The organism is Bifidobacterium ramosum (assembly GCF_009299505.1).
GTDB lineage: Bacteria > Actinomycetota > Actinomycetes > Actinomycetales > Bifidobacteriaceae > Bifidobacterium > Bifidobacterium ramosum.
This window is the reverse complement of the sequence record NZ_WBSM01000010.1, coordinates 17,412-29,928: the sequence shown is the minus strand read 5'-3', so window position 1 is coordinate 29,928 and position 12,517 is coordinate 17,412. Positions and strand designations below refer to the sequence as shown.

Annotated in this window: 7 protein-coding genes; 1 reads left to right on the top strand and 6 read right to left on the bottom strand. The window is 64.2% G+C overall.

What is annotated here, in order from left to right:
* Positions 1–29: 29 nt before the first annotated feature.
* The 4 genes from DSM100688_RS09065 to DSM100688_RS09050 all read right to left on the bottom strand — a co-directional run bounded on the left by DSM100688_RS09065 (position 30) and on the right by DSM100688_RS09050 (position 6,434).
* Complete coding sequence (locus DSM100688_RS09065; protein ID WP_163146874.1) at positions 30–3,089, bottom strand: beta-galactosidase; 3,060 nt, start codon at positions 3,087–3,089, stop codon at positions 30–32.
* Positions 3,090–3,228: 139 nt separating this feature from the next.
* A complete protein-coding gene (locus DSM100688_RS09060) occupies positions 3,229–4,086 on the bottom strand; it encodes a carbohydrate ABC transporter permease (protein WP_204316680.1) in 858 nt (285 codons plus the stop codon).
* Entirely contained in the window at positions 4,083–5,021 is a 939-nt protein-coding gene (locus tag DSM100688_RS09055) for a carbohydrate ABC transporter permease (protein ID WP_152358777.1), read from the bottom strand. Before DSM100688_RS09055 ends, DSM100688_RS09060 begins: the two co-directional genes overlap by 4 nt.
* 150 nt (positions 5,022–5,171) lie before the next feature.
* Positions 5,172–6,434: an ABC transporter substrate-binding protein gene (locus tag DSM100688_RS09050; protein ID WP_152358776.1), complete on the bottom strand. Its 1,263-nt coding sequence runs from the start codon at positions 6,432–6,434 to the stop codon at positions 5,172–5,174.
* Between the two features lie 346 nt (positions 6,435–6,780).
* On the opposite strand from DSM100688_RS09050, the gene DSM100688_RS09045 reads away from it, so the two are divergent.
* A complete protein-coding gene (locus DSM100688_RS09045; RefSeq protein WP_163146873.1) occupies positions 6,781–7,797 on the top strand; it encodes a LacI family DNA-binding transcriptional regulator in 1,017 nt (338 codons plus the stop codon).
* 170 nt (positions 7,798–7,967) lie between these two features.
* Here DSM100688_RS09045 and DSM100688_RS09040 read toward each other — a convergent pair whose 3' ends face one another.
* Complete coding sequence (locus DSM100688_RS09040; protein WP_152358774.1) at positions 7,968–10,256, bottom strand: alpha-galactosidase; 2,289 nt, start codon at positions 10,254–10,256, stop codon at positions 7,968–7,970.
* Between the two features lie 389 nt (positions 10,257–10,645).
* Positions 10,646–12,472 (bottom strand): ABC transporter ATP-binding protein, encoded by a 1,827-nt coding sequence (locus DSM100688_RS09035; protein WP_152358773.1) that lies wholly within the window; start codon positions 12,470–12,472, stop codon positions 10,646–10,648.
* Between the last annotated feature and the right edge of the window lie 45 nt (positions 12,473–12,517).

The following is a 12,517-nucleotide window of genomic DNA, read 5'->3' as shown; positions in this document are numbered from 1 at the left end:
GACGCGTGAGGGGTAGGCGCCGCTCGGGGTTAGGCGAGGTCGACGGGGCCGCCGAGGGTGATGGCGTTGAGGGTGCCGGCGGTGTCGCGCGTGGCTTCGGCATAGAGGCGCAGATCGCCGGCCGACTCCTCGGGCACAAGGAACAGGTCGCCGCGACCGCCGCCGAACGTGGTACCGGGAAGTCCGCCGAGCACGACGCGCCCCAGGCACATGTCGTCGGTGAACGCGGTCAGCTGCAGGCCGTCGCCGTCGAACCGCACGACCGTGTTCATCGAGCGCACGGCATCGGCGAGCGTGGCAGCCGGCACGCGCAGCCACACGCCGTCGCCCGGCGCGACGGTCAGCGGCATCTTCACGGTATGTACACCGGACTCGTCGGATGCCGACGAATCCCTCACCAATGATCGGTTGTGATCATCAATGGACGGTACCGATTCGCCCGCTTCACCGGTCCCGCACAACGTCACGTCGAACACGCCGTCGGCCGCGACGCGCAGCTCGGGCAAGCCTTGCGAGGCCATGCGCCAGCCGGTGATTTCGTGGCCGGTGAGCAGGGTCGCACGGCCGGTGTCCTCGCCCCACATCTGCCATGCGATGACGGTGAGTTCGTCGCCGTCGTGCACGTCGCCGAGCCATAGAGTCGGCTGCAGCGGAGTGATCGAGCCAACCGGCCGACCGTTGAGCCGCACGTCGAGCCGCGCCTGACCGCCGACGACATGCAGCGCCGCCGCGGTATCGCCGACATGCAGCGTCTGCACGTACGCCAGACGATGCGGCCAGACGGTGGTCGACCAGCCGAGGCCACCGCGCGGACTCGGCTCGGTGCCGATCGTCAGACCGTCAGCCCGCAGCGACCGCTCATAGTCGGGATCGGCCGGATCGTAGCCGGCGATCCATCCGGAGCCGAGGTCGTGCGCGTCCGTCACGGCGAGCGCGCCGGTGATGCCGCGTTTGGCGGTCAGACGCAACGACGGCAGTCGGCTGTCGTCGAAGTTGCAGTGGCCCCAGATGCGGGCGGTGACGGTCAGCACGTGCGATGCAGCCTCGGTCGGATCGTATGCGGATGCAGCCGGAGTGGTCGAATCGACGGTTTCGCCCGGATGTGCGCGGAAATGATCAGGAACGAACGGAACATACAGCGCTCCGCCGCCACTGGCCCGCCATGGTGTGAAGAGTTCGCGAACGCCATGATCATTGGTGTCGATATCGTGCGCATCATGATCGTCGGTAACGTTGCCGTGAAGGTCACGATCGCGGTACTGCACGCTGATCGTGTCGGCAGCGTCGCGCAGGACCACGCCGGTCACAGCACCATAGGTTGCGGTATCAAGCGTGGCCTCATACCGCATGGCACCCGCATACACGCCGACGTCTTCCATCGGCAATGCGCGGCCATCGTTGACGGACGGGTCGATCGGCGACCATGCGGGCTGCGTTGCGTTGGCGTCGACGTCGGTGACGGTCGTGACCGGCGCGCTGGTCGGCGCGTACTGCTTGACGGGCTGACCGATGACGACACGGTACGTGCGTTCGCTATGGCATGTGGTGAATACGATGACGCCTTCGGCGCCGGAGACAGTCAGCGCACCGTCGCCGATGGCGGTCGTCACGTCGCCGCTCTGGCTGGCGACGGTGATCGCCGTGTCGTCGCCGACGGCGAACACCGCCCACACGGCCCCCTCGCGCATGGTCGGCGCGGACAATTCGATCACCACAGGCTTATCATCGTCACCGTTTGCACACAATCCGGTCAATTCCGCACTGGTTGCGCACAACGTCAGCCGATCGTCCACAGGAAGATCACGAACGATCATCACGCCCGCACCGGCCGGCACCGTCACGCCGGGCACCGACACATGATGTTCACCGGCCACGGCCGACGCCTGCTGCACCGCCAGCGTGTCCCGCGACACGTTGGTCAACGTCACCAGCTGACCGCCGCCCGCCAGATCAAGCACGCCGACGCCCAGACCGTCGGCGACGGCGACACCAGCACCAGCAGCAACACCAGCAACGGCATCGACACCATCCACACACCAGTCCGCCGGCACCCGATACGCATCCACATGCTGCGACACGGCCGGCTCAGCCGCCGCCAGCCGCTCCCCCAGCGCGCCGATGATCGCGCTCAGCCGCCGCGCGTCGTCCGCATCCGCACGCTCCTGCCCGGCCGGGTCGATCACGCCGCCGAAATCGTAGTCGTGCGTCATGTACGACTCCAGCCGACCCCAGTTGTTCACGGACGGCGTGAAGTCGAAGTCCCATCCCGAGACCTGCAGGAACGGGCCGACGAACCGCGCGCCCGCGCCGACCATGCGCCGCAGCGTACGGTGCCAGCGGTTCGTTTCGGTCACGATCAGCGGCACGTCGTACCGGTCGGCCGCCTCGCGGTAGTAGCGGATGTGTTCGTCCATGTCGAGCCCGTCGTCGTCGCCGTACAGGTTCACCGCGGGTGTGACGCCCGCCGCCCCGCCGAACGCGCGTTCCATGTCGCCCTGACCGGCGCACGCGACGATCGGCACGTCGACGCCGGCCTCGCGCATCATGTCGGCGAGCGCGCCGATGTAGCCGTGCGGATCGCGGCAGGCGAAGAAGTCGAGTTCGTTGTCGGCCTGCACGGCGATGATCGGGCCGCCGTGGCCGTACTGCTGGCGCACGATGATCGGCAGGATGCGGTCATACCAGCCGCGCACGGCGTCGAGGAACGCGGGATCGTTCTGCCGCAGCGACTCGCCGCCGCCACGCTTCGGATCGGTGGCGACCCATGCGGGGATCGCGCCGCCGTCCCATTCGGAGCAGATGTACGGGCCGGGGCGCACCATCGCGTAGAGGCCGGCCTCGTGGGTCATGCGCAGGAACTCCTCGATGTTATGCCGGCCGGAGAAGTTCCAGACGCCGGGCGCGGTTTCGTGGAAGTTCCACGGGATGTACACGTCGATGGCGTGGTAGCCGAGCCGGCGAACGGCGTCGAGCCGCTGCCGCCACTGGCCGCGCGGCACGCGGAACGGGAACAGCGAGGCGCACAGCAGCACGCGCGGCTTGCCGTCGATGACGATGCGGTTGTGATCAAGACGGATGGATTCGTTCATGATTGATCTTTCTCGCTCAGGCATGAGCGGATGCAGGTGGATATGAGCAGATGCGAGCGGATATGTGCAGATATGGCGATGGCCTCGCACGGCAGGAAAGGAAAACCATGCGAGGCCATGTTGCAGCGGGATCGTCGCCTTACTTGATGCCGGCGGAGCCGACGCCCAGGCCGCTCTCGTAGATGTACTTCTGGGAGAAGTAGTAGACGATGAGCACCGGGATGATCAGGATCAGCGAGCCGACCATGATCATGTTCCACGGCGGGGTCTGCGCACCGGAGCTCTGCGCGGAGAGCACCTGCAGACCGAGGGCGAGCGGCATCTTCTCCTCGTCGTTGATGTAGAGGAGCGGGCCGAAGAAGTTGCCCCAGTTGGCGGAGAACGTGAACACGCACACCGCGGCGAGCACCGGCGTCATCATCGGCAGGATGATGCGCGTGAAGATGCCGAAGTAGCCCAGGCCGTCCAGCTCGGCGGCCTCGTCCAGCTCGGTCGGGATGCGGGTGATGAACTGACGCATGAGGAACACGTTGTACGCGTTGGCGAACAGGTTCGGGATGACCAGCGGCAGCAGCGTGTTGACCCAGCCGAGGGTGCGGAACAGGATGAACTGCGGGATCATGAGCACCTGGCCCGGGATCATCATCGTGGACAGGACGATGATGAACAGGATGTCCTTGCCGGGGGCGCGCAGACGGGCGAAGCCGTAGGAAACCAGCGCGCTGGACAGGGTCATGAACAGGCAGGCCGGCAGCACGATGCACAACGAGTTGATGATGAAACGGCCGATCGGCAGTCCGGAGTCGAACACGCGGATGAAGTTCTCCCAATGCCATTCGGTCGGGAAGAACGAGAAGCTCATCGCGTTCGTGGTCGCGTCGCTCGACAGGGCGATCGACACGACGAACACCAGCGGCGCGCACAGGATCGCCGAGACGACGGTCAGGATGGCGTAACGGCGGGCTTTCGCACCCGGGGTCTTGTAGTTGTTATTCACTTCTTCACCTCGGACTCGTAGAACACCCAAGCGCTCGACGAACGCAGCACCAGAGCGGAAATGATCATGATGATGACGAACAGGATCCACGCCAGTGCGGAGGCGTAGCCCATCTGGAAGTTCTTGAACGCGGTGGTGTAAATGTAGGGCACCATCATCTGGCTGGCGTTGTCCGGGCCGCCCTCGGTCAGGATGTAGACCTGATCGAAGACCTGGAACGCGCCGATGATGCCGGTCACGAGGTTGAAGAACAGGATCGGGGTGATCATCGGGAACGTGATGTTCCAGAACATGCGGTAATGACCGGCGCCGTCGATTTCAGCGGCCTCGTACAGTTCCTTGGGCACACCGTTGATCGCGGAGATCAGCAGGATCGTGCCGCCGCCCACCTGCCACAGCGACAGCAGGATGATCGCGGGGATGACCCAATGGGTGTCGAGCAGCCAAGCGGGTCCCTTGATGCCGAAGATCGACAGGAACGCGTTGATCGGGCCGTCCTCCGGCTTGAGCAGCCACTTGAAGATCAGGCCGGCCGACACGAGCGGCACCAGCGACGGCAGGTAGATGATCGTACGGAACGCGCGCTTGCCGCGGAAGTTGTTCGACAGCAGGTTGGACAAGTACAGGGCGATCAGCAGCGACAGCGGCACGGACACGCACGCGTAGTAGAACGTGTGGCCCAACACCTTCCAGAACAGCGGATCCTTGGTGAACGCCTTGACGTAGTTGGCGAATCCGACGAAGTTCGGGGACTGGAACGAATCCCAGTCGGTGAACGAAAGATACAGGGAGGCGACCATCGGGATCGCGGTGAACACCACGAAACCGAAGATCCACGGCGAGACGCATGCGTAGAAGGCGATGGCCTCACGCGTCTTGCGCGTCAAACCCCGGCGCTCCTTGCGCGGCTTGGCGGCTTTGGTGACTGCACTCATGAGAATGACCTTTGACTCGAAATACTCGACATGTTCGATGTGATGGCGCCGTTCCGGCGTCAACCGGAAGGGCGGGGCGGGCGGCGGCCCGTGCCGTCCGGCTCTTCTGGCCGGCACGGTCGGCCGCACGCCCTGTGAGACTCGAGGCGATTACTCGCTCAGGGCCGCTTCGACCGTCTTCTGGGCCTTGTCAAGGCCTTCCTTGACGGTCTGCTTGCCGTTCCAGGTCTGCGACATACCGTCGGAGATGGCCTGGGTCAGCTGGTTCCACTGCGGGATGAACGGCGGGGCGTAGGTCATGGACTGGGACTTGGAGAACACGCTCAGGTCGAGGCCGTTCTTGTTCCACTTGGCGTTGGTGAAGGACTTGTCGGCGGCCGCCTCGAGATTGGCGGGCACGTCGAGGGCGTTCTCGGCGATCGGCTCCTGGCCTTCCTTGGAGGTCAGGAACTGGACGATCTTGATGGCGTCATCCTTGTGCTTGGACTGCGAGGAGACGGCGAGCGCGTTGGAGAACATCGGGACGGCGGTGTCCTTGCCGTGCCACATCGGGGCGATGCCCCAGTTGAAGTCGACGTCCTGCAGGGCGGAGATGTTCCAGAAGCCGGTGACCTCCATGGCCAGCTTGCCCTGGTGGAACAGCGGGTCGGCGCCGGTGTCGGTGATCTGCTCCGGCTTCGGCATCACCTCGTACTTGTACATGAGGTCCTGGTAGAACTGCATGGCCTCGACGTTGGCCTCGGAGTTGACGGTGGCCTTGCCGTTGTCGTCGATGAGCTTGCCGCCGTTCTGGTACATCCAGGTCATGTACCACGCCCACCAGTCGCCTTCGCAGTAGGCCCACTGGGTGACCTTGTCGCCGTCCTTCTTCACGAGCTTCTGGGTGTTGGCCAGGAAGGTGTCCCAATCCCAGTTCTCGGACGGGTACTCGACGCCGGCGGCGTCGAAGATGTCCTTGTTGTAGTAGACGACGCCCGGGGCGGAGCGGTCCGGCGCGGCGTACATCTTGCCGTCGTAGGAGTAGGCGTTCACGTTGGCCTCGCCGAATTCGGTCTTGGCGTCCGGGAAGGACGAGGTGAGGTCGGCGAGCTGGCCGCGGGTGGAGTAGGCGTTCACGTTCTCGGCGATCTCGAGGATATCCGGGGCGGTGCCGCCGGAGAACATCGTCTGGATCTTGGTGTCGTAGTCCTTGGCGATGTACTGCAGCTTGACGTTGATGTTCGGGTACTTCTTCTTGGCGAGATCCAGACGCTGCTGCATCGTGGTCTTGTCGATGTCGCCACCCCAGATGGTCAGGACGAGGTCCTTGCTGGCGGCGGTGTCGGAACCGCACGCGGCGAGCGAGCCGACCATGGTCATCGACGCCAGCGCGGCGATGCCCGCGGTCACGATCTTCTTCATTCCAGACTTCATTGAAACCTCCTGTTGTTTCAAATCGCTCCTCCATGCGTTCGGCAGCCATGCCGGGCGCAATCTCCTACCGCTTCCGCATCAGTGCTTACTGATACGTATCAGTTGGTGACAATCAACAAGATAACGCCATTCATCATCGCTTGTCAAACGTCGGAAACAAGACACGCGGAAGATTGTTACTGATTCGGTTAAATTACACGGATCGTCCGGCGTGTCGAAATGTATTGATGCGTTTCAGCTGAACGGCGACTATACTGGATAGCCGATCGTGACGCCTCGGCTCTCGAGCGGCGAGACCGAAACCGGTCATCACGGCATGCGCATACACAAGGAGTGTGGATCCACCATGGTCACCATGCGAGACATCGCCAGGGAGGCAGGGGTCTCCCAGGCCACCGTGTCCTATGCGCTGCACAACGACCCCAGCATCTCCCAGCCGACCCGGGACAAAGTCATGCGCGCGGCGCAACGGCTCAACTATTCCATCAACGTCTCCGCACGCACGCTGCGATCCGGCAAGACCAACGCGATCGGCCTCGTCCTGCAGGACATCCACAACCCCTACTCGACGCAGCTCGCCGACGCGATCTCATCATATGCGAACAGCCGCGGCTACCAGACGATCATCCAGCAGACGCTCTACGAAAGCACCAACGAAATCGCGATCCTACAGAACATCGTCAGCTCGGTCTGCGACGGCGTGATCTTCAGCCCGTCCAAACTCACCGTCAAGGAGATCCAGACACGGCTCAACGGCAAACCGGCCGTCATGCTCAGCCCGATCGACGCGACGCACGACTATGACACCATGCTCGTCGCCTGCGAACAGGGCATCTTCACCGCCACCTCGTACCTGCTGTCGCGCGGATGCAAACGACTGCTGTTCTACTGCGCGGACTACGCCGACTTCGACGACATCAAAGGCGCCACCGACAGCAAATGGCAACGTGCGGCCGGATTCCAGCGAGCACTGCTGCGCAACGGCATCACGCCCGAGCCATGGCAGTTCGTCCCCGATCAACCGTGGACGCGGCGCACCGCACGCCAGGCGATCATCGACACCGTGCGCTCGGGGCTCGAATTCGACGGCGTGGTGTGCATCAACGACGAATCGGCGCTCGGCGTGATCCGCGGACTGGCCGACTGCGGGCTGCGCATCCCCGACGACGTGATGGTCACCGGCTTCGACGGGGTCGAGGAAGGCGAATTCTGCGTGCCGGAGCTCACCACCGTCGCCATGGACTTCGAGGACTACGCCCGGCAGGCCGTCGACGCGCTCATCGCGCGCATCAACGGGGACGACTCCCCCGCGCGCGATCTGACCGCCATCTCGCGACTCGTCGTGCGCGAATCCACACGGTAGGCTTTGTTCCTTCCGCCGCCCCATAGACCGGCCGTCACCGAATCCATGTCATGGCCTACGGACTCGGTTACAGTCAGCGATCGGACGACAACGGCCGTATCTGAGTCATCATCCTGGGACGGGGACCCAGATACGGCCGTTGTTGCAGTCGCGCAAATCACACGCGCAGATCACACGCGGTCGAGCAGATAGACACGCGAGGCGAAGTCCGGACCGAGGTCGGTGTCGTCGATGCCGATGCGCATCAGCTCGCCGCCGGAACGCACCGCGTCGAACCGTCCGTCCGTGGACACGACGCGATAGCGCGCGGTCTCGTCCAGACCGCGCAGCCGCAGCCGCGACTTCGGCTTGTTCGGCACACCGAGGATCACATAGTCGCCGACGATCGCATGCGCGCGGTCCGCGGCCACGCTCATCCACGCCATGCGGCGATGATCGTACGGGGCGACGAGCCGGTATAAGTCACCGTTGTGCAGCAGCGGCGCGTGTTCCTTGAAGAACGCGACCTGATCGGCGATCTCGGCCAAGTCCTCGGGTGAGGTCGAGGTCAGGTCCATCTCGTAGCCGAACGTGCCGAACATGGCGACGTTCGCACGAGTCGCGAGCGGCTCGTTGCGGCCGGTCTGATGATTCGGCGTGATCGAGACGTGCGCGCCCATCGTGGCGACCGGGAAGAAGAAGCTCGTGCCGTACTGGATCGACATGCGCTCGACCGCGTCGGTGTCGTCGCTCGTCCACGCCTGCGGCGAGTACGCGAGAATGCCGTAGTCGAAGCGGCTGCCGCCCGACGCACAGCCCTCGATGATGAGGTCGGGGAACGCGGCGAACAGGCGCTCGTACAACGCGTACACGCCGAGGATGTAGCGGTGCATGAGCTCGCCCTGTCGCTCGGCGCCGCGCGTCGCGTCGAACGCCTCGGTGATGAAGCGGTTCATGTCCCACTTGATGTAGGCGACGTTCGCGGTCGACAGGATCGCGTGCATCTGCGCGTAAATGTTGTCGACCACGGCCGGGTTGGCGAAGTCGAGCACGTACTGGTGGCGGTACACGGACTGGCTGCGGCCCGGCGTGGCGATGACCCACTCGGGGTGGGCACGGTACAGGTCAGAGTCCTTGTTGACCATTTCCGGTTCGAACCACAGGCCGAACTGCATGCCGATCTCATTGATCTTGCGCGCGATGCCGGCGATACCCTCGGGCAGGCGGTCGGGGTTGGCGGTCCAGTCGCCGAGGCCGGAGCGGTCGGAGGTGCGGGCGCCGAACCAGCCGTCGTCGAGCACGAACAGCTCGATGCCGGCATGCTTGGCGAGCCTCGCGAGGTCGAGCAGCTGGTCTTCGGTGAAGTCGAAGTACGTGGCCTCCCAGTTGTTGATGAGCACCGGCCGCTCGCGGCGGGCCCACGCCGGGCGCTGCAGGTGGTCGAGCACGATGCGGTGGAAGGTCTGGCTCAGCGCGTTCAGGCCGTGGGCGGTGTAGCCGAGCAGCGCCTCCGGGGTCTGGAACGATTCGCCGGGTTCGAGTCGCCACGCGAAGCCGAACGGGTTGATGCCCAGCTGCAGACGAGTGGCGCCGTAGGTGTCGACCTCGGCGTGCAGGTCGAAGTTGCCGGAATACACGAAGGTCAGGCCGAACGCCTCGCCGGCGTCCTCGGTGGTGGCGGGGCGGGCGAACACGGCGGCCGGGCTGAAGTACGGGCCGGACGCGCCGCGCAGGGATTCGATCTGCTGGATTCCGGCATGCAGCGGCTGGCGGTGCGGCTCACGCTCGCGCGCCCACGCGCCGGTGAATTCGATCATGTCGTAGTCCGCGTCCGGCAGGTCGAGGTTGAAGCTGGCCGCGCGGGTGAGGGTAAGCGGCTCGGTGCCGCGATTGGCGATGCTGGCGGAGCGGGCGATGACCGCCTCGTCGCGGAACAGCGTGTAGTGGAGCGTCACGGTCAGGCTGGTAAGCTCGTCGGCGAGGTCGATGGACAGCGTCTCGGCCGCCGGGGAATCGTGAACGATCTTGCCGTCGCGGGCCTCGGGGAACGTGGCCGGCAGGCCGGGCAGCGCGGGCTTGCCGGGCGTGACCCGGTAGCCGGCGAAGCGCAGGTCGGTGATGCGCGAGCCATTGGGCTGCACCGCCTCGATGGCCGGGTGGCGGTAGTCGCCGTGGCCGAATTCCGGGTATTCGAAGCGCTGGTGCTCGGGGAAGCGCTGGCCGTCCTCGTCACGCTCGGTGGCGGACTGCACGCGGAAGTGGTCGTCGATGAGGTAGCCGAAATCGGTGGAATCGCCGGTGGTGACCACGGCGGCAGCGCTGGCCGCATTGGCGCCGACCGCATCGCCCAGCCCCGCGTCAGGCACCGCCGCGCCGGTGTACAGGTTGACAAGCTTGCCGTCAACCGCACGCAGGATCATGCTGATCCGCCCATTGGTCAGATGAAACTGCTGAAGATTATCGTTAACGATGATGGTCATGAGGAATCCCTCGGTTGTGGTGGTGCGTTGTGTATGCCATTATGCCAGCTGCAGCTGCATGCACACGCCCGCACACATCCCATCAGCCGGCTTTTCGCAAACTGAGAGGCAGATTTCGCATCATGCAGGGGTCTTTCTGCAAACTGAGAGGCAGGTTTCTGGCGCAACCACCCTTGACACCCGCTCCACAACCTCGAAACCCCAAGGAATTGAGGAACGGCACAGACGCCTTGCGCCAGAAACCTGCCTCTCAGTTTGCAGAAAGACCGCTCCACATCCGAAAAACTGCCTCTCAGTTTCAAGAAAAGGCCATCCCCTCCCCATCAAAAAACAATGGGCGGAGCAGCCCCGCCAAGGCCACTCCGCCCATCAACGCCCATCGCCGGGCGCTACCGCTCCGCAGCACCAGCCGCCGAGTCGGCGCCCGTCGCCACGCGGATCATCGCGTACTGCGACTCGTACAGCCGGTAGTACGCGCCCTTCTTGGCGAGCAACTCCGCATGCGAGCCATGCTCCACGATCTGCCCGTGGTCGATGTAGAAGATCTCGTCCGCATTCTCGATCGTCGACAGGCGGTGCGCGATGATGAAGCTCGTGCGCCCCTTGAGCAGATGCTGCAGGCCCGCCTGCAGCGCCTCCTCGGTGCGCGTGTCGATGTTCGACGTCGCCTCGTCCAAAATCAGGATGCGCGGGTCGGCGAGCAGCACGCGCGCGAACGCGATCAACTGGCGCTGACCGGCCGACAGGGTCGAACCGCGCTCCTCCACCACCGTGTCGTACCCGTCGGGCAGCTCCATGATGAACTCGTGCGCGTGCACGGCCTTCGCCGCCGCCTCAATCTCTTCATCGGTCGCGTCGAGTCGCCCATACCGGATGTTCTCGCGCACGTTGCCCGAGAAGATGAACGTGTCCTGCAGCATCACGCCCATCTGCCGGCGCAGCGATTCGAGCGTCACGTCGCGCACGTCGTACCCGTCGATCGTCACCGATCCTTCCGACACGTCGTAGAAGCGCGACAGCAGGCTCACGATCGTGGTCTTGCCCGCGCCGGTCGGGCCGACCAGCGCGATCGTCTGCCCCGGCTCGACGTGGAAGTCCACGAGGTTCAGGATGTTGCGCCCGTCGTCCTCGTAGCGGAACACCACGTCGTTGAAGTCGACCTTGCCGCGAATCTGCGGCAGGTCAGCCGCGTTCGGCTTGTTCGCGATCTCGGGGCGCACGTCGAGCGTTTCGAAGATGCGCTCGAGGTACGCCGAGCAGGTGACGAGCTGATTATAGAAGTTGCCGATGTTGATGACCGGGTTCCAGAAGTTGTTCGCGTAGCCGACGAATGCGATCAGCATGCCGGTGGTCACGTTCACGCCGCCGAAGCCGGTGATGCCCACGAAGTAGATGAACGCGATGGTCATCACGGAGATGGTCTGCACGCCCGGCCACATGAGGAATTCGATGTGCTTGGCGTGCATCCACGCGGTGCGCACGTCGTCCTGCTGCTGCTGGAAGATCTCAAACTGTTTCCGCTCGCGCGCGAACGTCTGCGTCGTCTTCACGCCGGCGATCGACTCGTGGATGAACGCGTTGAGGTTGCTTTGCTTGTTGGACAGCTTCTGGTAGGCCTTGCGCTGGAAGTACTGCAGGGCGCGCACCCAGATGATGAGCACAGGAAACAGCAGCAGGCTCCACAACGCGAGCCGCCAGTCGATTGCGAACATCACGATGAGTGTCACGAAGAACGTGAACACGTCCGCGAACACGCTGATCAGGCCGGACGAGAGCGTATCGGACAGCGTGTTCACGTAGTTGACCACGCGGATCAGGATCTTGCCGTGCGGACGCGAGTCGAAGTAGCTGAACGGCAGGGTCTGGATGTGCGTGAACAGGTCGCGGCGCATGTCCTTGAGCATGAGCTGGCCGACGCGCGTGATCGACACCGTGCGGTAGCGCAGCGCGAGCTCGTAGATCACGATCAGGCAGAACAGGCCGGCCGCGAGCAGGCCGAGCTTGGCGAGGTCCTCGTTCGGGATCGCGTCGTCGATCATGATCTTGGTCAGGTACGGTACGGTGACGACGATGCAGCTCATCGAGATGACGACGACGAGGATGCGGACCACCTGTGGAAGATAGGGTTTGAGATATTTGCCGACGCGCAGGATGTCGTGGAGGTTGATGGTCTCCTCGAGTTCCTCATCCTCGCGGTAGGTGTTGCGTTGTGCCATGAAAAGTCCTTATTACCAGTCCTTGTTCGGATGTCGGGCGATCGG